16 protein-coding genes are annotated in these 21,510 nt (G+C 68.9%); 9 read left to right on the forward strand and 7 right to left on the reverse strand.

The genetic code is table 11. From position 1 onward, the window contains the following. The 3 genes from ACWGE0_RS23240 to ACWGE0_RS23250 are packed head-to-tail and all read right to left on the reverse strand — an operon-like array spanning position 1 to position 2,912. Positions 1-813, reverse strand: a complete 813-nt coding sequence (locus ACWGE0_RS23240) for a carbohydrate ABC transporter permease (RefSeq protein ID WP_452262994.1) — start codon at positions 811-813, stop codon at positions 1-3. After that, entirely contained in the window at positions 810-1,679 is an 870-nt protein-coding gene (locus tag ACWGE0_RS23245) for a carbohydrate ABC transporter permease (RefSeq protein ID WP_452262995.1), read from the reverse strand. The genes ACWGE0_RS23240 and ACWGE0_RS23245 overlap by 4 nt, the downstream gene beginning before the upstream one ends. A 6-nt stretch (positions 1,680-1,685) precedes the next feature. Beyond that, on the reverse strand, positions 1,686-2,912 hold the full coding sequence (locus ACWGE0_RS23250; RefSeq protein ID WP_452262996.1) for a sugar ABC transporter substrate-binding protein: 1,227 nt from the start codon (positions 2,910-2,912) through the stop codon (positions 1,686-1,688). 160 nt (positions 2,913-3,072) lie between these two features. On the opposite strand from ACWGE0_RS23250, the gene ACWGE0_RS23255 reads away from it, so the two are divergent. The 9 genes from ACWGE0_RS23255 (at position 3,073) to ACWGE0_RS23295 (ending at position 15,087) form a co-directional block, all read left to right on the forward strand. Beyond that, on the forward strand, positions 3,073-4,086 hold the full coding sequence (locus ACWGE0_RS23255) for a LacI family DNA-binding transcriptional regulator (RefSeq protein ID WP_452262997.1): 1,014 nt from the start codon (positions 3,073-3,075) through the stop codon (positions 4,084-4,086). A 313-nt stretch (positions 4,087-4,399) separates the two neighbouring features. Next, positions 4,400-6,208 (forward strand): RICIN domain-containing protein, encoded by a 1,809-nt coding sequence (locus tag ACWGE0_RS23260; RefSeq protein ID WP_452262998.1) that lies wholly within the window; start codon positions 4,400-4,402, stop codon positions 6,206-6,208. Further along, a complete protein-coding gene (locus tag ACWGE0_RS23265) occupies positions 6,205-7,677 on the forward strand; it encodes an arabinofuranosidase catalytic domain-containing protein (RefSeq protein ID WP_452262999.1) in 1,473 nt (490 codons plus the stop codon). The genes ACWGE0_RS23260 and ACWGE0_RS23265 overlap by 4 nt, the downstream gene beginning before the upstream one ends. A 155-nt stretch (positions 7,678-7,832) precedes the next feature. Then, positions 7,833-10,412, forward strand: coding sequence for a glycoside hydrolase family 9 protein (locus ACWGE0_RS23270; protein WP_452263000.1), 2,580 nt, complete (start codon positions 7,833-7,835; stop codon positions 10,410-10,412). A 226-nt stretch (positions 10,413-10,638) separates the two neighbouring features. Continuing rightward, on the forward strand, positions 10,639-12,183 hold the full coding sequence (locus tag ACWGE0_RS23275) for an amino acid adenylation domain-containing protein (protein WP_452263001.1): 1,545 nt from the start codon (positions 10,639-10,641) through the stop codon (positions 12,181-12,183). After that, positions 12,180-13,433, forward strand: a complete 1,254-nt coding sequence (locus ACWGE0_RS23280) for a hypothetical protein (protein ID WP_452263002.1) — start codon at positions 12,180-12,182, stop codon at positions 13,431-13,433. The genes ACWGE0_RS23275 and ACWGE0_RS23280 overlap by 4 nt, the downstream gene beginning before the upstream one ends. Before the next feature lie 10 nt (positions 13,434-13,443). Next, complete coding sequence (locus ACWGE0_RS23285; RefSeq protein WP_452263003.1) at positions 13,444-14,217, forward strand: enoyl-CoA hydratase/isomerase family protein; 774 nt, start codon at positions 13,444-13,446, stop codon at positions 14,215-14,217. Continuing rightward, positions 14,156-14,740 (forward strand): sigma-70 family RNA polymerase sigma factor, encoded by a 585-nt coding sequence (locus tag ACWGE0_RS23290; protein ID WP_452263004.1) that lies wholly within the window; start codon positions 14,156-14,158, stop codon positions 14,738-14,740. The genes ACWGE0_RS23285 and ACWGE0_RS23290 overlap by 62 nt, the downstream gene beginning before the upstream one ends. Beyond that, positions 14,737-15,087, forward strand: a complete 351-nt coding sequence (locus ACWGE0_RS23295; protein WP_452263005.1) for an anti-sigma factor family protein — start codon at positions 14,737-14,739, stop codon at positions 15,085-15,087. Before ACWGE0_RS23290 ends, ACWGE0_RS23295 begins: the two co-directional genes overlap by 4 nt. A gap of 107 nt (positions 15,088-15,194) precedes the next feature. Here ACWGE0_RS23295 and ACWGE0_RS23300 read toward each other — a convergent pair whose 3' ends face one another. From ACWGE0_RS23300 to ACWGE0_RS23315, 4 genes are all read right to left on the reverse strand, one after another. Continuing rightward, complete coding sequence (locus tag ACWGE0_RS23300) at positions 15,195-17,153, reverse strand: family 43 glycosylhydrolase (RefSeq protein ID WP_452263006.1); 1,959 nt, start codon at positions 17,151-17,153, stop codon at positions 15,195-15,197. After that, the gene (locus ACWGE0_RS23305) at positions 17,150-18,796 is read right to left on the reverse strand and encodes a glycoside hydrolase family 27 protein (protein WP_452263007.1); all 1,647 of its coding nucleotides are present in this window, start codon (positions 18,794-18,796) and stop codon (positions 17,150-17,152) included. Before ACWGE0_RS23305 ends, ACWGE0_RS23300 begins: the two co-directional genes overlap by 4 nt. Before the next feature lie 66 nt (positions 18,797-18,862). Then, entirely contained in the window at positions 18,863-20,323 is a 1,461-nt protein-coding gene (locus tag ACWGE0_RS23310; protein WP_452263008.1) for a non-reducing end alpha-L-arabinofuranosidase family hydrolase, read from the reverse strand. Between the two features lie 47 nt (positions 20,324-20,370). After that, positions 20,371-21,387, reverse strand: coding sequence for a cellulose binding domain-containing protein (locus ACWGE0_RS23315; RefSeq protein WP_452263009.1), 1,017 nt, complete (start codon positions 21,385-21,387; stop codon positions 20,371-20,373). Positions 21,388-21,510: the final 123 nt, after the last annotated feature.

The following is a 21,510-nucleotide window of genomic DNA, read 5'->3' on the forward strand; positions in this document are numbered from 1 at the left end:
TCAGTCCTTCACAGCACCGGAAGTGAGACCCGCGGCGACGAAACGCTGGGCCACCACGAGCAGCACGGACGCCGGCACCGACGCGACCACGGCGGTGGCCATGATCGAGTTCCACTCCTGGTTGTTGTTGCCGATGTAGCGGTAGATGCCGAGCGTCAGCGGCTGCAACACGCCACCGGAGTCGAGCGTCGCGGCGAAGAGGAAGTCCGACCACGCCCACAGGAACGAGAAGAGCGCCGCGGTGATCACACCGTTGCGGCTCGACGGGAGCACGATCGAGACGAACGTGCGCCACTGGCCGGCGCCGTCGATCCGGGCGGCCTGCAGCAACTCGTCCGGCACCGACGCCATGAACGAGGTGAGGACCAGCACCGCGAACGGCACGGCGACCGTGGAGTCGGCCAGGATCAGGCCCCACCACGTGTTCGTGATGCCGAGGCGGACGTAGATGCCGTAGAACCCGAGCGCCATGATGATCCCGGGGATCATCTGCGCGACCAGCAGCACGAACCCGAGCACGCGCCGTCCGGCCGGCCACAGCTTCGCCAGTGCGAACGCGGCGGGCGCGGCCAGCGCGAGAGTGAGCACGACGGTGCCCAGCGCGACCAGCAGGCTCGTGCCGAAGTACGGCAGTTGCTCGCGCAGCACCCGGTCGTAGCCCTCCAGCGTGGGCGCCGCGGGGAACAGGCTCGGCGGCGACTTCCGCATGTCGCGTGCGGGGGTGAGCGACACGACGGTCATCCAGTAGACCGGGAACAACATCACGGCGGTCAGCAGCACGCCCACACCCGTGCGCCAGTAACGGGTCCTCATGTGCGCTCCTGCGCGCGGATGTAGACCAGACCGGCCGCCAGCGCCATCAGGATCAGCACGTTGCCCACCGCGGCACTGGGCCCGAACCTCGGCAGCGGGCTGCCGAACCCGAGCTCGTAGGACCAGGTGGCGAGGGTGGAGGACGACCCGCTCGGCCCGCCCCTCGTCATGATCCAGATGATGTCGAACACCTTGAGCGTGTAGACCAGGCCGAGCAGCAGGGTGATCGCCGAGACCGGGCGCAGCAGGGGGAACGTGACGTACCGGAACGTCTGCCAGCCGCTCGCACCGTCCAAAGAGGACGCCTCGGTGACCTCGGCCGGGAGGCTGCGCAGTCCGCTGTGCAGCAGGACGAGGTTGAACGGGACACCGATCCAGATGTTGGCGATGATCACCGACACCAGGGACCACGACGGCGAGGTCAGCCAGTTGACCGGGCCGGCGCCCACGATCCCCAGCGCCGCGTTCACCAGACCGGACTCGCTGTTGAGCAGCCACGCCCAGGTGGACGCGGACACGATGAGCGGCAACAACCACGGCACCAGGAACAACGCGCGCAACGTCGCGGACAGCGGGAACGCACGGTTGAAGAACACGGCCAGCGCCAGGCCGATGGTGTACTGGAAGACCAGCGACACGGCCGTGAACACCACCGTGTGCAGCAGCGCGGTCCGGAAGGCCGGGTCGGCGAACACGGTGGCGTAGTTGGCGAATCCGGCGAACGGCGCACCGCCGCGCACGAACGTCCGCACGGTGTGCTCGCGCAGGCTCAGATCAACGTTGGTGTACAAGGGATACGCGTAACACACCAACAGGTACGCCACGAGCGGGGCCACGAACGCCCAGGCAGCGAGCCGCGCACGCACCGGCGGCTACTTCGCGGACGCCGCGGCGGCCTGGGCGTCCTTCAGGGCTGCCTCCGGCGTCTTCGCACCGGTCAGCGCGGCCTGCACCGCACCCCACAGCGGCTGCGAGATCCGCGGGTAGCGGGTGCCGAGGTTGTCACCGGTGCGCCCCTTGGCGTTCTGCACCGCGTCGACCCAGACCTTCAGCTCCGGCAGCGCGGTCACCTGTTGCTGCTGCACCGAAGGCACCGCCGAGACGTAGGTCAGCGCGGTGTCGGTCGCGAGCACGCGGTCGGGACTGGTGAGACAGGTGGCGATCTGCCCGGCCTTGGTCTCCGCGCCCTTGTCGTCCTGCACGGGAACGGTGACGAACTCGCCTCCCGTCGGCGCGGGCGCGGTACCGCCGGTGCGGCCGGGGATCGCGATCACGCCGTACTCGAAGCCGGCCTTCTTCGCGTTCTGCAGCTGCCAGGTGCCGTTCTCGGTGAAGGCGTACTCGCCGGTGGCGAACTCCTGCCAGCTCGTGGTCTGCGTGTTGCCGATGACGGAGTTCGGCGCGAAACCCTGGTCCAGCCAGGACTTCCACAGCGTCAGCGCGCTGACCGCCGGTGCGGAGCCGAGGTCGGTGAGCGCCGCCCCCGCACCCCAGAACCACGGCAGGAACTGGAAGGTGCCCTCCTCGGTGCCGATCGCGGAGAACGTGATGCCCTTCTTGCCCGCCGCCTTCACCTTGGCCAGGGCCGCGTCCAGCGACGCCCAGTCCTTGACGGACGCGGGATCGACACCGGCGGCGGTCAGCACGGCCTTGTTGTAGTAGAGGGCGAGGGTGTTCGCGCCGATCGGCGTGCCGTAGGTCTGCCCGTTGAGGGTTCCGGCGGCCACCAGGTTCGGCGACGACGCCGAGGCGTCCAGCCCGACCTCGGAGTTCGGCCTGAGCACTCCCGCCTCGGCGAGCGTGGAGACCACGGGGTTGTCGACGACCAGCACGTGTGGCGCGGTGCCCTGCTGCGCCGCGAGCAGCACCTTGTTGGTGAGATCGGTGGTGTCGTAGGCCTGGCGCTGGATCTTCACCCCGGCCTGCGTCCCGCATGCCTCGATCGTGCGCACCCACTCGGAGTCGGCGACGAACTGCGGGTACGGATCCCAGACGGAGAACGTGTCCGGTGCCGAACCCGAAGGCGAGGAGCAGGCGGTCGCGGACACGACCAGTCCGGCCGTGAGCAGCATCCGGAAAACAGCCGCGCGTCGCATCATGGACTCCTGCCGACCTCGTTGACGACGTTCATCGAACCGGTTCGACTTCCAAGCAGCCGCGCCAAAGTAGCCGTCTCAACCGAAGCCTCGCAAGAGGGCGTGGCTTACGATGTCGAAGGTCGAACCGGTTCGTTCGACAGACCGGAGACGGGAAACGCGCATGAACATCGGAGAGATCGCCAGGCGGGCCGGGGTGTCCCGCAGCACCGTGTCGTACGCCCTGAGCGGGAAACGGCCGGTGTCGGCGGCGACCGTGCGGCGGATCAACGACGTCATCGCCGAGCTGGGCTATCGGCCGAACGCCAGCGCCCGCGCGCTCGCCGAGGGGCGCACCAGGACGCTCGGCCTGGTGATCCCGCCGGCGAGCACCCGGCTGACGGACGTCCAGCTGAGCTTCGTCGCGAGCGTCGTCGAGGCCGCCGCCGCGCACGACCACGACGTGCTGCTGTCGCCCAGCGGCGGCGACCACGACCGCTCGTTCGACCGCGTCGTGACCGGCCGCAGGGTGGACGGGGTGATCCTCATGGAGATCCTCCTGCACGACCCGCGGGTCGAACGGCTCACCAGCAGCGGGCTGCCGTTCGTCACGATCGGCCACGTCGTCGACTCCGCGGCGTCGTGGTGGGTCGACGTCGACTACGGAGGCCTGATCAGCCGTTGTGTGCGGCACCTCGCCGACCTCGGGCACGAGCACATCGTGTTGATCAACCGGTCGGACGAGCTGGTCGCGTCGGGCTACGGCCCCTCGATGCGCGCGACGGCGGGGTTCCTGGAGACCGCGGAGGGGTTCGGCATGACGGCGCACGACGTGTGCTGCGCCGACGACCCCGCCGCCGGTCTCGCCTGCTTCGAGGAGATCCGTGCCCGCTGGCCGGAGGTGACGGCGGCCGTGACGATCAACGAGGCCGCGCTGCCAGGTGTGCAGCGCGCGCTGCACGCCGCCGGGCTCGCCGTGCCAGGAGGTTTCTCGCTCACCGGCGTGATCGCGGACCGGCTGGCCGAGCACTTCCACCCGCCGCTCACGGCCGCGGACGTGCCCGCGGGACAGATGGCGCAACTGGCCGTCGACCTGCTGCTGGAGCAGATCAACAACCCCGCCGCGACCCCGCGGCACGCGATGCTGGCACCGCCCATCACGCTGCGCTCCAGCACCGGCTCCCGCCGTCGGGGCTGACCCCCGCTGTCCCGTTGGCGCCATGGGCGTCTGCAAGTACCACCAACCCTTGATCGAACCGCTCTCAACCACACCCAACCTGTTCGCCGCGTGGCGAACCCGCACCGCAGGCGCGGGGAGCTGTTGGTAGTAGGGAAGTGCCTCTTGATGTTGAGTTGGTGGTACTTGCAGACGCCGTCGATGTCAGGCGATGGGCGCGGGACGAACCGGTTCGACCCTCCAGCCCCTTGCTGAGGGCTGTTTGTCGCGCGTACTTTCACTCTCCGATCGAACCGGTTCGAGTCTCCGTCACCCCTGACCTTACGGAGCCCACATGGTTCAGCGACGAACCAGCACCATCCTCCTGGCGATCATGGCGTCCACTCTCGCCTTCACCGCACCCGCACAGGCCGCCAACGAGTCCATCGGCGTCGACTTCTCCGTCACCAAGGGCACACCCACCTACCGCGCCTCCGGCTGGATCTACGGCATGACGGAGAACGGCACGGGTCCCGCCGACCACTTCTTCCGCGACGTCAAGTTCCGGTACATGCGGGCCGGCGGCGCCCAGCTCGACAGTCCCGGCGGCTGGGTGTCCGGCAAGTACGACCGCCGCTGGAACTCGACCAGAGCCCAGTTGCTGCGGACCCGTTCACTGGGCGGCGAGTTCGTCCTGCTGCCCCACGACCTGTGGGGTGCGGACGGATATCCGATCTCCCGCTTCCCCGGCGACAACGGCAACTGGACCGACTACGACAACTTCCTCACCCGCCTGATCGACGACGTGCGGGCGACGGGTGCCCCCGTGCAGTGGGATCTCTGGAACGAACCCAACATCACGCTGTTCTGGAACCGTCCGCAGTCCCAGTACTTCGAGCTGTGGCGGCGCAGCTACCAACGCGTCCGCGCGGCGTTCCCGACCCACCTCATCGTCGGGCCGAGCTTCGCGGGTGTGCCGACGAACGGCGGGTGGTGGACCCAGTACCTGGACTTCGTGCGCGCCAACAACGTCGTGCCCGACATCATCAGCTGGCACTCCCTGCCGGGCGACCCGGTGTCCAACGTCGCGGTGGCGAACTCGACGCTCGACGCACGCGGCATCCCGCACCCGCGGCCGTACCAGATCAACGAGTACGGCGCCGGCAACGAGCAGAACCCCGGCGACGGCTCGTGGTACATCGCGCGGCTGGAACGGGCCGGCGCCGACGGGCTGCGTGCCAACTGGGCGAGTGCCGGGAACCTGCACAACGATCTCGGCAACCTGCTCGTCCGCAACTCGGCCGGGCAGCACCAGCCGAAGGGCGAGTGGTGGGTCTACCGCTTCTACGGCTCGCAGACCGGCCAGATCGCCACCACCACACCAAGTCAGTCGTACGACTCGTTCGCCACCAAGGCGAACGGCGTGGCGAAGATCCTCGTCGGCGGCGGCAGCACGACCGGCAACGTCGCGGTCGGCCTGCAACGGCTCGACACCACGACCGGCATCGTGCAGAACAACCAGGTGCGGGTGCTCGTCCAGCGCATCCCGCACAACAACGGCGGTGCCGTGCAGGGTCCCGTCACCGTGCAGAACACCGTTGTTTCCTTGTCCGGCAACGCAACGACGGTGAACGTCCCGCACAACAACGTCGACGAGACGTTCACGATCACGCTCCTGCCGCCCTCCGACACCGGCTTCCAGAGCGTCGCCGCCGCTCAGCACTCCCAGCAGTGCCTGGACAACACGAACCTGAGCACGGCCGACGGCAACCTGCAGCAGCAGTTCCCCTGCGAGGGCGGCGACCAGCAGCTGTGGAACTTCACCCCGGTGCAGGGCGTCGCGGGCACCTACACCGTCGTGAACCAGCAGTCGGGCAAGTGCCTCGACGTCAGTGGTTCCTCGACGGCGGACGGTGCCACCGTCGCGCAGCAGACCTGTTCCCCTGGTTCGACGAGCCAGCAGTACACGCTGCGCAAGGTCACCTACAGCGGCAACGATCCGCACGACTACCAGCTCGTCGCACGGCACAGCGGCAAGTGCGTCGACGTCAACGGGGTCTCCACCGCCGCCGGTGCCCGGATCATCCAGTGGACCTGCAAGGCCGCGAACCAGAACAGTCAGCTCAACCAGACCTGGCGACTGTGGGGGTCGAGCGCATCATGAAACTGAAACTTCAGGGCATGGCGCTGGCCGTGCTGCTGGCGACCACGATGACGACCGCGGTGACCACGGCGACCACGCCCGCGGCAGCGGCCGGCACCGGACCCTGCGACATCTACGCATCCGGTGGCACGCCGTGCATCGCCGCACACAGCACGGTACGGGCGCTCTACGGCACGTACGGCGGAAACCTCTACCAGGTAAGGCGTTCGTCGGACAACACCACCAGGAACGTCCCCGTGCTGGCGGCCGGTGGCACGGCCGACGCGGCGGCGCAGGACTCGTTCTGCGCCGGGACTTCCTGCGTGATCACGGTGGTCTACGACCAGTCCGGCCGCGGAAACGACCTTTGGTACCAGGGATCCACCCAGGTTCCCGGATCGCCGCAGAGCCGGCCTGCGACCGCCACCTCCGAGTCGCTCACGATCGGCGCAAGCAAGGCCTACTCGCTCTACATCAACCCCGGCAACAGCTATTGGCGTGACGGTCACCTGACGGGCGTTCCCACCGGAAGCGCGCCGGAAGGCATGTACATGGTGACCAGCGGTACACACGTCAACGGCGGTTGCTGCTTCGACTACGGCAACAGCGAAACGACCCGCAAGGCCGACGCGGCCGGAGCGATGGACGCGATCAACTTCAGCAAGCAGTGCTGGTTCGGCGGGTGTTCCGGCACCGGTCCGTGGGTCCAGGCGGATCTCGAGTGGGGCCTGTTCCCCGGCGGGAGCCAGCAGTGGAACCCCAACCAGCGGGCCTTCACGAACAAGTTCGTCACGGCGATCCTGAAGAACAACGGGACCACTCGGTTCGCGCTCAAGGGCGGCAACGCCCAGGCGGGCGACCTGACCACGTTGTACGACGGCTCGCTGCCCAACGGGTACAGCCCGATGAAGAAGCAGGGAGCGATCATCCTGGGCAGCGGCGGTGACTGCTGCAAGCCCGACGGTGGCGCGAATCTCAGCGCCGGCACCTTCTACGAGGGCGCCATGGTGGCGGGCTACCCGTCCGACGCGACCGAGAACGCCGTGCAGGCCAACATCATCGCGGCCGGCTACGGCACCGGCGGTGGCGGCGGCTCGACCGGAGCGGTCCGCGGGCTGGGTGCGGGCAGGTGCCTGGACGTCAACGCGGGCAGCACCGCGGCGGGCACCCCGTTGCAGATCTGGGACTGTCACAGCGGGACGAACCAGACCTGGACGCGCACCGCGTCCGGCCAGCTGACTGTCTATAGTGGAGACACCGTCAGGTGTGCGGCGGCCCAGAACAACCAGACGGCGCCCGGCACCGCGGTGGTGATCCAACCCTGCGACGGCGGAGCTGGGCAACGGTGGCAGTTCAACGCCAACGGCACCGTCACGGGCGCGCAGTCCGGGATCTGCCTGGACGTCAACGGCGCCGCCACCGCCAACGGTGCCAAGGTCATCCTGTGGACGTGCCACGGCGGGAACAACCAGCAGTGGACGTTCGGATGAGGTGGTGGCTACCGCAGACGGACCAGTGAGGTCAGGTCCGAGCGGTGCTGTCGGGTAGCGGCTGAACGGCGCTTGTCCGCGTCGTTCAGCGCGCCCTACGGTCACCTGGGAGCGCTCCCAGACTTCCCGTCGACGAGGACGGAGTACCTCACCACATGAGAACTCGACCACCACGCCTGCTCGCCGCCGCCCTGCTGGCGGCACTCACCGCGGCCATGTCCACAGCGGCGAGCACAGCCGAGGCGGCGGAGTACGAACGTGTGCTCAACGGAACGTTCAACAGCGGTTCCGCCGATCCCTGGTGGAGCAGCGCGGGCGTGACGAACAGGGTGACCGGCGGCGAACTGTGCGCGGCTGTCACCGGAGGAACGACCAACCCCTGGGACGCGCTGGTCGGCCAGAACGGTGTCCCGTTCGAGAGCGACCAGTCCTACACCCTGTCGTTCGACGCCCACGCGACCACGGCGCAGACCGTCGCCGCCGCAGCGGGCGAGAGCGTGAGCCCGTACCGCGGGATCGCGAGGCAGGAGTTCGCGCTCACCACCGCCAAGCAGCACTACACCTTCACCTTCACGTCCACTTTGGACTTCCCGGATGCCGGCAACGGCCAGGTCGCCTTCCAGCTGGGCGGTCAGGCGGCCGACAACACGATCTGCGTCGACAACGTCTCGCTGATCGGCGGGGTGAAGCCGCCCGGCGGCGTCCCTCCCACGCCGACGAAGAAGATCAACGTCGACCAGGTCGGTTACGTGCCGGGCCTGCCCAAGCGCGCCACCCTCGTCTCCACCGCGACCACGCCTCTGCCGTGGACGCTCAAGAACTCCGCGGGTGCGGCGGTGGCCACTGGCCAGACGACGCCGAAGGGTGCGGACGCGACGTCCGGCGACTCGGTGCACCTGATCGACTTCTCGTCGTTCGACACGGCGGGCACCGGCTACACGCTGGTCGTCGGTGCGGACAGCAGTTTCCCGTTCGACATCTCCGCCGACGGCATCAAGCGGCTGCGCTACGACTCGCTCGCGTTCTTCTACCACCAGCGCAGCGGCACTCCCATCGACGCGCAGTACGTCGGCAACCAGTACGCGCGCCCGGCGGGGCACGTCAACGTCGCACCCAACCAGGGCGACAACAACGTTCCGTGCCGTGCGGATCTCGCCTGTGGCTACACGCTCGACGTGCGCGGTGGCTGGTACGACGCGGGTGACCACGGCAAGTACGTGGTCAACGGCGGCATCGCGGCCTGGCAGCTGCTCAACTCCTACGAGCGGGCGAGCAGGATCGGTGACGCCTCGGCGTTCCGCGACGGCACGCTGGCCATCCCGGAGAAGACCAACGGCGTGCCGGACCTGCTCGACGAGGCGCGCTGGGAGGTCGACTTCCTGCTGAAGATGCAGGCACCGGACGGCATGGCGCACCACAAGATGCACGACGCGGCCTGGACGGCGCTGCCCACCCGTCCCGAACTGGACGACCAGGCGCGCAGGCTCTCCGCGACCAGCACCGCGGCGACGCTGAACCTGGCCGCGGTCGCCGCACAGGCATCCCGGTTGTGGCGCGGCATCGACGCCACCTACTCCGCCAAGCTGCTCACGGCAGCACGCAAGGCGTACACGGCGGCCAAGGCCAACCCCGCCAAGCTCGCCGACCCGAACGACAACGTCGGCGGCGGCGCGTACGACGACAAGACCGTGAGCGACGAGTTCTACTGGGCCGCCGCGGAGCTGTACGCGACCACCGGCGACAACGCCTACCGGACCGACGTCACCTCCTCACCGCACTACAAGGCGGCCAGCCTGACCAGGGCCGGCTTCTACTGGGGCGGCACGGCGCCGATGGGTGACATCACGCTCGCCCTCGCACCCAACGGTCTGCCCGCGGCGGACGTCACCGCGATCAAGTCGGCGTTCGCGACGGTGGCGGACCAGCACCTGTCCGCCATGGCGGGGATGGGTTACGCCACGCCGTACGACAACAGCGTCGACGGGTACGTGTGGGGATCGAACTCCGGCGTGCTGAACAACGCCCAGGTACTGGCACTGGCACACGACTTCACCGGTGCCGCCAAGTACCGCGACGGCGTGTTCGAGGCGCTGCACTACCTCCTCGGCCGCAACCCGCTGAGCACCTCGTACGTGGCGGGCTACGGCGACCAGGCCGTGCAGAACGTGCACCACCGGTTCTGGGCGCGGCAGAACGACCCGACACTGCCGATCGCGCCACCCGGTTCGCTGTCCGGCGGCCCGAACAGCGGGCTGCAGGACCCGGTGGTCCAGCGGCTGCTCCCCGGCTGCCCGCAGCAGAAGTGCTGGGTGGACGACATCGGCGCCTACTCGGTGAACGAGGTGGCGGTCAACTGGAACTCCGCGCTCGCCTGGGTGACCGGCTGGGCGGCGGAGAAGGCGGGCAAGCCACCCGTCCCGGTGTCGGACTGCGAGGTCACCTACAGCGCCGGCAAGTGGTACGACGGCCTGTCGGCGCAGGTGAAGCTGACGAACACCGGCACGACCCCGTGGACCGCGTGGAAACTCGCGTTCGCACTCCCCGGCACCCAGAAGGTCACTTCCGGGTGGTCGGCGACCTGGAGCCAGACCGGCCGCGACGTGACGGCGACCAACATGTCCTGGAACGGCCAGGTCGACCCGGGCAAGTCCGTCCACATCGGATTCAACGGGTCCGGCACCGGAGCTGATCCGACCGCGTTCACCATCAACGGCAAGACCTGCAAGACCGGCTGATCGACACAGGGCACCGCCGCACAGGCCTGGCGAGTTCGCCGGCCGGTGCGGCGGTGCACTGTCAACTGTGTAGCTGTCCATCAGCGACTGATCAAGCGGCGGGCACGGAAATTCTTTGCAGTGCAAGGGCTTCGTCGATTCGACGCTATTCGACACCATGTGAACTTCCCGGCGGGCTGTCTCGTTTCAACGTGGACCGAGCATCGCTCACGAAAGGGCACCTGCCGTGTTCCAGGAAGCCGCCCTGCGCGATCTGCCCCCTGCCGACCGCGACCTGTTCGAGGCGTTCGGCGCCGGGCCGATCAGGACTCCCCCGTTCCACCACATCCACCACGCCTTCGAGACACAGGCGGCACGGCGCCCGCACGTGACGGCCGTCGAACACCTCGGCGAGTCGCTGACCTACGCGCAGCTCGACGCGAAGGCCGAGCTGATGGCCGAACTGCTCACCCGCGCCGGTGTGCGCCCCGGCGACCGGGTAGGACTGTTCCTGACCCGGTCGATCTCTATGGTCGTCGGCATCCTCGCCGTGCTCAAGGCAGGAGCGGCCTACGTGCCGCAGGACGTGCGCATCACCCCGGAGGCGCACCTGCGGCACATCGTCCGCACCGCGCGCATCGACGTGGTGCTCACGACGACGGCGGACGCGGCGGCGTTGCCCGGCCACCTGGCGACGATCATCACGATCGACACGGCGCCGGACGTCACCACGTTCTGCCGCAGCATCACCACGGACTCGGACATCGCCGCCGTCATCTTCACCTCCGGCACCACCGGACGTCCCAACGGTGTGCAGGTCTCGCACGCCAACCTGTGCAACGTCCTGCTCACCGAACCCGGATCCCTCGGCATCACCACGGGAACCAGGGTGTCGCAGCTGCTCAACATCGCCTTCGACATGGCCGTGTGGGAGATTCTCGGCACGCTCGCGCACGGCGGCACGCTGGTGATCCGCGGCGACGACATCGAGCGGGCTGCGAGCACGGTGGACGTCGTCATCGCCACCCCCAGCGTGCTCGCGTCCCTGGATCCCCAAGCGTGCCACCGGGTGCGCACGGTCGCGGTCGCCGGTGAGCGTTGCCCGCAGGTGCTGGCCGACCTGTGGTCACGCCACGCCGTCTTCCACAACGCGTGCGGTCCGACCGAGGTCACCATCGTCAACACCGTGCAGCGCTACGAGCCGGGCACCCGGCAGCTCACCATCGGAACGCCCGTGCCGAACACGACCGTCTACGTGCTCGACGACGACCTGCGACCGTGCCGCATCGGCGACGTGGGTGAGATGTGGGCGGGCGGAGCGTGCGTCACGGAGGGCTACCTGGGTGACGACGCCTTGACAGAGCAGCGATATCTCCCCGATCCGTTCCTCGGCGGCGACCACCTGATGTTCCGCACCCGCGACCTCGGCAGCTGGACGGCCGACGGCCAGCTGCGCCACCACGGCCGCACCGACGACCAGGTCAAGGTGCGCGGGTTCCGGGTGGAGCTGGACTCCGTGACCTCGGCGCTGGAACAGGCGCCGGACTGCCGCCGCGCCACGACCGTGGTGCACAACGGAAAGCTCGTCGGCTTCATCAGCCCTGCCACCGCGGCGCCGGAACAGGCCAGGCACGCGGTGGCGCAGCTGCTGCCGTACTACTGCGTACCCGCGTTGATCGTTCCCGTCGACACGCTGCCGACCACCGACCGCGGCAAGGTCGACCGGCGTGCGCTCCTGTCGCGTTTGGACCGGCTCCAGCCGGAGCCGGCGCAGAAGGAAACCGTGGCATGACGGGCACCCCGGTCCACGTTCGCCCGCTGCCGCCCGCCGACCGTTCGCTGCGGACGGTCCTGCGCCGCCGCCCGTTCACCCACCACAACCGGCTCGCCGCGGTCGTCGTGCTCGCGAACCTCTGCTTCGCCTTGTCCGGCGGCTGGTGGGGCGAGGAGAACGTGGTGACCGCGCTGGTGGTCGCCAACGTCACCCTGGCCGTGCTCGTCCGCCAGCAGCTCGTGATCAACCTGCTGTTCCGGCTGGCCACCAGCGTGCCGGTGCACTGGCCGTTGCGGGTCCGCTGGACGCTGGGCAAGGTCTACCACTTCGGCGGGTTGCACGTCGGTGCGGCGAGTTGCGCCACCGTGTGGTTCCTGGTGCTCGCCGTCACCACGACCGTGCACGGCGCGCCGGCGTTCTTGTTGACGTTGACGTGGATGATCTTCGCTGTGCTCGCCGCGATCATCGTGCTGGCACTGCCGCGGTTGCGCGCCCGCCACCACGACCTGTTCGAGCGGTCGCACCGGTTCGGCGGCTGGACGGTGCTGGTGCTGTTCGGCGTGCAGTCGGCGGTCTCGAACCCGGTGTTCCTCTGGCCGCTCGCCCTCGTGGTGGCCAGCGTGGCGCTGCCGTGGCTGCGGCTGCGGCGGGTTCCTGTGCACATCGTCAGCCCGTCGCCGCACGTCGCCCTGGTGTCGTTCGACCACGGCGTCACCCCGTTCGCCGGCTCCTCGACCGCGGTGAGCCGCAACCCGTTGCTGGAGTGGCATTCCTTCGCCAACGTGCCCGCACCGGGACGCAGCGGCTTCCGGCTCACCATCTCCCGCGCGGGAGACTGGACGGCGAAGTTCATCGCCGACCAGCCGAGTCACGTGTGGGTCAAGGGAATCCCGACCGCGGGCGTCGGCAACATCGACCAGCTCTTCACCAGGGTGGTGTGGGTCGCCACCGGCAGCGGGATCGGGCCGTGCCTGCCGCATCTGCTCGCGGGCACGGCCCCCGCGCGGCTGGTGTGGTCGACCCGCGACCCGCGCCGCACCTACGGGGACGAGCTGGTCGACGAGATCCTGCGCGTGCAACCGGAAGCGGTCGTCTGGGACACCGCCACCGCGGGCAAGCCGGACCTGGTCGCGCTCGCGCACGACGCCTGCCTGCGGTTCGACGCGGAGGCCGTCATCTGCATCTCCAACAAGCCGACCACGTGGCACGTCGTCGAAGAGATGGAAGCCAGGGGAATTCCCGCCTACGGCGCGATCTGGGACTCGTGAGGAGACCACTGTGGACTATCAGAACCTCTTGCTGGACGAGCAGGGCGGCGTGCTGACGGTGACCGTCAACCGGCCGCAGGCCCGCAACGCCCTGTCCCACGCGACGCTCACCGAACTGCGCCACCTCCTCTCGACCCTGGACGGTCCGCGCGCGGTCCTGCTCACCGGGTCGGAAGGGCCCGCGTTCATCGCCGGGGCCGACATCCGGGAGATGGCGGCCATGTCGCCGCAGGAGGGTGAGGCGTTCGGCGCTCTGGGACAGCAGGTGACCCGGCTGCTCGAGGAGCTCCCCGTCCCCGTCGTGGCCTGTGTCGACGGGTACGCGCTCGGCGGAGGCTGCGAGATGGCGCTGGCGTGCGATTTCGTCTACGCCACCGGCAAAGCCGTCTTCGGTCAGCCCGAGGTGCTGCTGGGCCTCATCCCCGGCTTCGGCGGGTGCGTCCGGCTGTACCGGCGCGTCGGCGTGGCGCGGGCCCGCGAGATGATCTACTCAGGCCGCCGGGCCGACGCGGCGGAGGCACATCGCATCGGTCTGGTGAACCAGGTGTTCGACACACGAGAGGAGATGTTCGCCGCCGCACGGCTCGTGCTCGCCGACATCGCCGCCAACTCGCCCACCGCCGTCGCGACGTGCAAGGCGACGATCAACGCCGTCGACGGGCTCGCTGTCGGCGCGGGGCTGCGCGTCGAGCTCGACGCGTTCCGGCACACCTTCACCACCGATGACATGCGCGAGGGCACCTCGGCCTTCCTGGCCAAGCGCACGCCGGTGTTCCACCCGTGAAACGAGGTGCGCCATCAACGACCACCACACCACCCTGTTACGCGCCCTGCACGACGGCCACGCCGCCGCGCTCTGGCGCTACGCCCTCCGTCTCACCGGCGACGAACAGCTGGCCGAGGACGTTGTCCAGGAAGCACTTCTGCGCGCGTGGCGGCACCCGGACATCCTGGAACAGGGCTTCTCGGCGTCGAAGTCGTGGCTCTACGCCGTGGCACGCAACTTCGCCATCGACGAACGCCGCAGCGCCCGCGCCAGGTGGGAGGTCGAGTCGGCCCGCGTCCCCGAACGCGCGCGCTCCGACCACACCGACCGAACCCTCGACGCCTGGCTCATCGCCGACGCGCTGTCGCAGCTCAAACCCGAACACCGCACGGTGATCACCCGGGCCTACTACCGCGGCGAGACCATCGCCGAACTCGCCGACGCCCTCGACGTGCCGCAGGGCACCGTGAAGTCGCGCCTGCACTACGGCCTGCGCGCGCTGCGACTCGCGCTGCACGAGAACGGGGTCACGGGGCGGTGACGCCACCGACGACTCCTCCGACGGATCCGTTCCGGGAATGGGACGTCGCCTACGTGCTGGGCTCGCTGTCCCCGAGCGATCGGCAGGCCTACGAACACCACCTCACGGTCTGCCAGTCGTGCGAACACGAGGTCTGTCAGCTGGCCGGGATGACCGGCCTGCTGTCGCGCGTGCCGAAAGCCTGGGCGGTGGAGTCCCTGGCCGCCGTCCCCGACGTGCCCGCCACGGTCCTGCCTCGCCTGGCACGGGCGGCGCGACTGGCCCGCCGCCGCGTGCTGGTGGTGGCGGTCCTCGTGGCGGGCACGATCGGCGCCCTGCTCAGCTCGGCCGCCTGCTGGTGGCCGTAACACCCCCAGCCCCCGCACTTGGGCGGGCTGTTGGTAGTAGGAAAATGCCTGTTGATGTTGGGTTGGTGGTACTTGCAGACGCCACGAGAGCGAGCCGGCTCCTGGCCCTAAGGCGTTGACAGCTCAAAACGCTGCACGTTGACCGCGCCGCCGAGCGCCTGTGTGGCGTGGTTGAAGATGCCGAACCGGTACCCCATGAAGAACTGCCACTCGTTCTTCAACGTGAAGCCGGTGCCGAGTGAGGTGAACGTGACACCGTCGGTGCTGTAGGAGAAGCGGGCCTGTCTGCCGCTGCCCGGCCGGATGTCGGCGTTGGCGCGCAACCAGATCCGGGTGCCGGTGAGGTTCGCGCTCGCGATCTCGGTGCCGGTGCCGGTGGTGTTCCAGTTGCCGTCCATGGTCAGGCCGTTGACCATCACGACGCGATTGCGGCCGTTGTCGCGTTTGATCCCGATCCAGGCCGACGAGTCACGCAGCATGGCGAGGCCGCTGCGGTCGCCGTCGCGCATCGAGGTCAGGTCGAGTGCGACGGTGGCGGTGGAGCTCGGGCCCTGGATGCGGTGGGTGAGGGTGTTGCGGGCGTTGTACAGGTCGTTGGTGACGGTCGCCGTCGAGAGGCGCAAACCGTTGTTGACGCTGTACTTCGTGGTGTCGGGGTTGTGGTTCCACTCCCACTGCGGGCCGAGTGCCGTGCCGTCGAAGGTGTCCACGCCGGTCATGGGTTTGACCTGGCGTGGTGGGGCGGGCAGGTTCGGCATCGGGTAGTTCACGCCCCAGGCGCCGTTGACGGTGGTGACGCGCGGCCAGCCGTCGGAGGTCCACGTGATCGGTGCGAGCACCGGCATGCGGCCGCCGGGGTAGGCGTCGACGAAGGCCATGTAGTACCAGTCGCCGTTCTGCGTCTGCACCATCCCGCCCTGGTGCGGCACTCCGCCGCCCTGGATCGGGCCGCGCATGTCCAGCAGCACCTGCTGGACGGTGTAGGGACCGAACGGGCTGGAGGCCTTGAGCACGTACTGACCGTTCGCCGGACGGGTCAGCCAGATGTAGTAGCTGCCGTTGCGCTTGTAGAACCGGGCGCCTTCAAGGGTTCCGATGTTCGACGGCGTCTGGAACACCTGCTGGGACCGCACTTCTGACTTGCCGTCCGCCGACAGCTGCGCGACGCTGATGGTGGTGTTGCCGTACGCGACGTACATCGTGTCGTTGTCGTCGACCAGCATGCCGGCGTCGTAGTAGCACTTGTTGATGGTGGACAGCTTGGACCACTGCCCGTCGACCGCCGCGGCGGTGTAGATGTGGGTCTGGGCGAAGTCGACGCACCCGCCCCAGTAGAAGGTTTTGTTGTTTTTGCGGTAGTTCAGGAACGACGCCCAGATGCCCCGGACGTAGCCCCGGCCACCACTGAGGTCGTACTTGGCGCCGAAGTCCAGCCGTGGCACGGAATGTCCGGCGTACTCCCAGTTCACCAGGTCGTAGGAGCGCAGGACCGGCGCGCCCGGCGAGTAGTGCATGGTCGACGCCGAGTAGTAGTAGGCATCGCCCACGCGGATGATGTCGCCATCGGCGAAGTCCTGCCACACCACGGGGTTGGTGAACGACGCGGGCTGAGGCGTGGTGGTGGTCGTTGTCGTCGTGGTGGTCGTTGTCGTGGTGGGATCGCCGCCGCCGTTGCAGGCGATGCCGTTGAGGCGGAACGACGCCGGATCCGGGTTGGCCGAGGTGAACGTGCCGTTGAAACCGAACTCGACCTTGCCGCCGGTCGGCACGGAACCGTTGTAGGAGACGTTGCGCGCGCTGACCTGGCCGCCGGTCTGGGTGATCTCGGCGTTCCAGTGCTGCCCGACCTGCTGACCGGTGGCGTACGTCCACTCGAGCGTCCAGCCGTTGATCGCGTCACCGGTGTTCGTGATGGCCACGGACGCGCCGAACCCGCCCTGCCACTCCGAGGTCTTGGTGTAGGCGACCGAGCAACCCGGCGCCGCCTGCGCCGCCGTGCTCGCGGCGAGGCCGGCGGTCACGAGGGTGAGGGCGGCGACGACCGTCCCCGCGGGAGTCCATCTCATGATCGCGACCACCTCTGGTTGGCCTGGCCGTTGCAGGTCCACAGCACGAGCCGCGCGCCGTTGGCCGTCGAGGCTCCTTCGACGTCCAGGCACAGACCGGCGTTGGCGTTGCGGACCGATCCGTCGGACTCCACCGTCCAGCGCTGGTTCGCCTGGCCGTTGCACTGCCAGATGATGACCCGTGTGCCGTTGGCGGTGCCCTGGTTGTAGGCGTCGAGGCACTTGTCGCCGAACACGCGGATCTCACCGTGCGGCCACGCGGTCCACTGCTGGCTCGCCGCGGTGTGGCAGTCCCGGATCGCGGTGTTGGCACCGGCGGCGGTGCTCTGGTTCTCGATGTCGAGGCAACGGTTCGACCCCGTACCGCGCAACCGGGACGTGGTGCTCGTCAGCGGACCGCCACCGGTCACCCGGAACGCGGCCACGCCGTGCGCGGGGACGGAGGCGGAGATCGCACCCGAGGTGGCGGACGTGCCGCCGGTCCACAGGTCCGTCAGGGTGAAGTTGGTGCCCGACAGGCCGATCTGGGCCGCGGTCGTGGAGACGGTCGCGGTGCCGCTCCCCCGGTTGAACAGCCCGACGGCGACCGAGCCGTCCGAGAGCGGTTTGGCGAACACCTCGGTGGCGCCGTCGTCCCGCACGCGGCGGCCACCGGCACCGAGGCCGTCCTGGTTCACCGCGATCAGGCGTGAGTTGCGCAGGACCGCGCTCACGTCGGCGGACATCGTCCGGATGTCGTTGCCCGCCATGAGCGGTGCCGCCATCAGCGCCCACAGCGCGAAGTGCGCGCGGGACTCGGTGATGGAGAGCCCTGGGCGGCCGACGACCAGCATGTCCGGGTCGTTCCAGTGGCCTGGACCGTTCTGGACGGCGAGCGGGGCGGTGATGTCGACGACGTTGCCCACGCCCATCGGGTAGCTGTTGACGTTGCCGTTCTGCCAGATGTCCAGCAGGTCCTCGGTGGTGCGCCACAGGTCGGCGACCTCACCCCAGTTGTACTTGTCGCCGGTGATCGGGTGGAAGCTGTTGGGGTTGATGCTGTAGACGATCGGCCGGCCGGTGGCGCGCAGGGCGTCGCGCATGATCGTGAACCGGGCGACCTGCTCGTCCCGGCTGCCGGCGCCGGAACACCAGTCGTACTTGAGGTAGTCCACGCCCCACGACGCGAACGTCCTGGCGTCCTGGACCTCGTGGCCCTTGCTGCCGGTCGAACCGGGGTGGGCGCCGGTGCCCTGCGCGCACGTCTTCTCGTTGGGCACCTGGTAGATGCCGAACTTCAGGCCACGCGCGTGGATGTAGTCGCCCAGCGCCTTCATCCCGCTCGGGAACTTCGACGGGTGCGCGCGCAGGTTGCCCGCCGAGTCGCGCTGCGGGTCGAACCAGCAGTCGTCGACGACCACGTACTGGTATCCGGCGTCGCGCATGCCGGAGGACACCATCGCGTCGGCGGCCTGGCGGACCTGGCCCTCGGTGATGCCGCAACCGAAGCTGTTCCAGCTGTTCCAGCCCAGCGGCGGGGTCAGCGCGGGACTACCGGGCGCGGCATGGCCGACCGGGTGGCCGACGGGGTGGACGGCGATGGTCGCGATCGCTGCCAGCAGGGCGGCGGCGAGGCGCGGCAGTCTTCTGGACCGGGTGGGCATGTCGCCTCTTTCTGGCAAGGGGGACGCCGCCGGGGCAGGTTGTCCGGCGGCGTCGGTCCTGGGGTGTCAGCAGGTCGAGTTGGTCTGGGTCAGCAGGCCGAGCTTCCAGGGCAGCCGGTTGTAGTCACCGCCGGCGTTGGGATCCATGCCCTGGTAGAGGAAGCGGAGCTGGCAGGGACTGATCTCCATCAGCTGGTCGACGCCGGAACGGATCATCTCGCCGTGGCTGATGTCGCGGGTCCACTGTCCACCTGGGAACGTGGTGTTGTTCGCGCGGGCGAACGGGTTCGACTCCTCGGCGGCCAGCGGGGTCCACGGTCCGGTGATCGCCGGAGCGGTCCAGGTGCGGAACCAGCGCCTGCCGTCCGACCCGATGGCCTCGTGCACCAGCAGGTACTGGTTCTTGCCGGCGATCTTGTAGACGTTGGAGGCCTCGAACAACCTGTTCTGGTTCGAGTCCTGCATCGCGATCACGGTGTTGGTGAACCCGTTGGGGAACTGGGCCACGGTGGTCTCGGACCGGTAGAGGTGGCCGTTGTCGTCGGACGAGAACAGGTAGCACTTGGCGGTGTCGCACACGACCCAGAAGTCGACCCAGTAGCCGTCACCGATGTTGTCGCGGATGATCTGCGGCATGCCGTTGGCGTAGTGGTTCTTCGGCGCCGACCACGACGCCGGGTTGGAGATGTCCGTGGTCGTGGAGTACGACGCGTTCGATCCCGTTTGGTACACGAGGTACCACAAGCGTTGTGGCGCGAAGTAGAACACGTGCGGCGCGGCCTTGTAACCACCACCGACGGGTGTGCGGTCGAGGTAGTAGTGCGGTGCGGAGGAAGCCTGCGACCAGTCGGTGAAGCTCGTGTACATCAGGTTGTAGCCGTTGGTGTACACCGACGCGAACACGTGGTACTTGCCGTTGTGGTAAACGACGCTCGGGTCTTTGACCGAGTAGACGGTCGGGTGCGCGGAGTCCGGTTTCGGACCGATCAGCGCGCCGCTGGAGGACCACCGGAAGCTCGACGGCAGGTTGCCGACCGGCGGATTGCCCGTCGTCGTGGTGGTGGTCGTGGTCGTCGTCGTGGTGGGGCCGACGTCGCCGGTGCACAGGGTGCCGTTGAGCGTGAACGCCGTGGGGTTCGGGTTGTTCGTGCCGGTGGCGGAACCGTTGAACCCGAACTCGACCTTGCCGCCGGTGGGGATGGACGCGTTGTAGGAGACGTTGCGCGCGGTCACCTGGGCCCCGGACTGGGTCGCCTGGGCGTTCCACGCCTCCTTGACCTGCTGGCCGGCGCCGAAGCTCCAGGTGAGCGTCCAGCCGTTGATCGCGTCACCGAGGTTCGTGACGGACACGGCCGCGGTGAACCCACCGTCCCACTGGGACGGTGCGGAGTAGGTCACCGAACAGCCCGGCGCGGCCGTGGCGGGAGGCACCGCCACCGCGGCGAGCGCGGACACCGCGATGAGCGGGACGGCCGCGACGGCCATGAGCTGGACTCGGCGGGACGGGCGGAATCGTGCGAAGAACATTGATGACCCTTCGTCGTCGGAGGGATCGGGAAGCAGGGGTGCGGGAATCACGGGCTGGAGCAGGTGGCGGTGCCGACCGCGGGCGCGCCGGGACCGGAGGCGAGGAAACCGAACGTGGCGGTGGCGTCGGGCCCGATCGTGCCGTTGTAGGAGGCGTTGGTGACCGTGACCGAACCGCCGGCGGTACCGCCCCAGATCTGGGTGACGGTGTGCCCGCCCGGCAGGGTGAACCGGACCGTCCAGCCGGAGATGGCCGACGCGGTGGGGTTGGCGACGGTGACCTCGGCCTGGAAACCACCGTTCCAGTCGCTGACGACCTGGGGCGTCGCGGTGCACGTGCCGCCAGGCTGGGGCGGGTCGCCGATGCTGCCGGGCACCGACGACAGGGCGTTGAACCAGACCGCGGCCATCTTGCCGTAGCCGGCGGCGTTGGGGTGGATGCCGTCGGGCAGGTCGGAGATCGGCACCGCCGGGTACATGTCGACCACGTGCACCCGCTTGCCAGCCGCGGCTTTCGCGCGCAGCAGCGGGACGATGGCGGAGTTGTAGCCGCGCACGGTGGCGTCGGCGAACCGGATCGGGATGATCGTGGAGACGAACACCTCCGCGGCCGGAGCCTGAGCGGTGATCTTGTCCACCAGTGCGGAGAGTCGTCGTGGCGCGCCGGCCGGGTCGCTGCCGTACATGTCGTTCGTGCCGATGTGCAACAGGATCGTGCGCGGGGTGTAGGTGCGCAGCCAGTTCACGACGTTCGCGTCGATCTGCGCGATGGTCCAGCCGGGGTGGCCCTCGTGGTTGCGGTCGGGCATGGAACCGGGGCCGTCCGACAGCGAGCCCACGAAGTCGACGGAGCGCCCGGCGGACCGCAGCCTCGTGCCGAGATCGAGCCGGTAACCGCCGATCGAGCCGCCCTGCGTGATCGAGTCGCCCAGCGGCATCACCCGAACCGGATCGGCGAGCACCGCCGGTTCGTCCACAGTGGATGCTTCGGCGGTCGCGGGTGACGCCGCCAGCAGGGCGACGGCGAGCAGCACACCGCACAACGCCTTGAGCGGGCTCGGCATGGTGAGCCTTCCCGGGAGGCCGAGGTGCCCTGAACGACCGGGCGTGGTCTCCCTGCGTCGTCGTTGACGAGTGGCCGGCGGCAGGAGTCCGGCTTCCAGCAATGTAACCAGGGGGTCACACTC

This window comes from Lentzea sp. NPDC054927 (assembly GCF_053610285.1).

Excerpts from the sequence above, each read along its gene's own strand:
- ACWGE0_RS23240 (WP_452262994.1), bottom strand. The coding sequence starts at position 813 with ATGAGGACCCGTTACTGGCGCACGGGTGTGGGCGTGCTGCTGACCGCC.
- ACWGE0_RS23250 (WP_452262996.1), bottom strand. The coding sequence starts at position 2,912 with ATGATGCGACGCGCGGCTGTTTTCCGGATGCTGCTCACGGCCGGACTG.
- ACWGE0_RS23255 (WP_452262997.1), top strand. The coding sequence starts at position 3,073 with ATGAACATCGGAGAGATCGCCAGGCGGGCCGGGGTGTCCCGCAGCACC.
- ACWGE0_RS23260 (WP_452262998.1), top strand. The coding sequence starts at position 4,400 with ATGGTTCAGCGACGAACCAGCACCATCCTCCTGGCGATCATGGCGTCC.
- ACWGE0_RS23265 (WP_452262999.1), top strand. The coding sequence starts at position 6,205 with ATGAAACTGAAACTTCAGGGCATGGCGCTGGCCGTGCTGCTGGCGACC.
- ACWGE0_RS23270 (WP_452263000.1), top strand. The coding sequence starts at position 7,833 with ATGAGAACTCGACCACCACGCCTGCTCGCCGCCGCCCTGCTGGCGGCA.
- ACWGE0_RS23280 (WP_452263002.1), top strand. The coding sequence starts at position 12,180 with ATGACGGGCACCCCGGTCCACGTTCGCCCGCTGCCGCCCGCCGACCGT.
- ACWGE0_RS23290 (WP_452263004.1), top strand. The coding sequence starts at position 14,156 with ATGACATGCGCGAGGGCACCTCGGCCTTCCTGGCCAAGCGCACGCCGG.
- ACWGE0_RS23300 (WP_452263006.1), bottom strand. The coding sequence starts at position 17,153 with ATGAGATGGACTCCCGCGGGGACGGTCGTCGCCGCCCTCACCCTCGTG.
- ACWGE0_RS23305 (WP_452263007.1), bottom strand. The coding sequence starts at position 18,796 with ATGCCCACCCGGTCCAGAAGACTGCCGCGCCTCGCCGCCGCCCTGCTG.
- ACWGE0_RS23310 (WP_452263008.1), bottom strand. The coding sequence starts at position 20,323 with ATGTTCTTCGCACGATTCCGCCCGTCCCGCCGAGTCCAGCTCATGGCC.
- ACWGE0_RS23315 (WP_452263009.1), bottom strand. The coding sequence starts at position 21,387 with ATGCCGAGCCCGCTCAAGGCGTTGTGCGGTGTGCTGCTCGCCGTCGCC.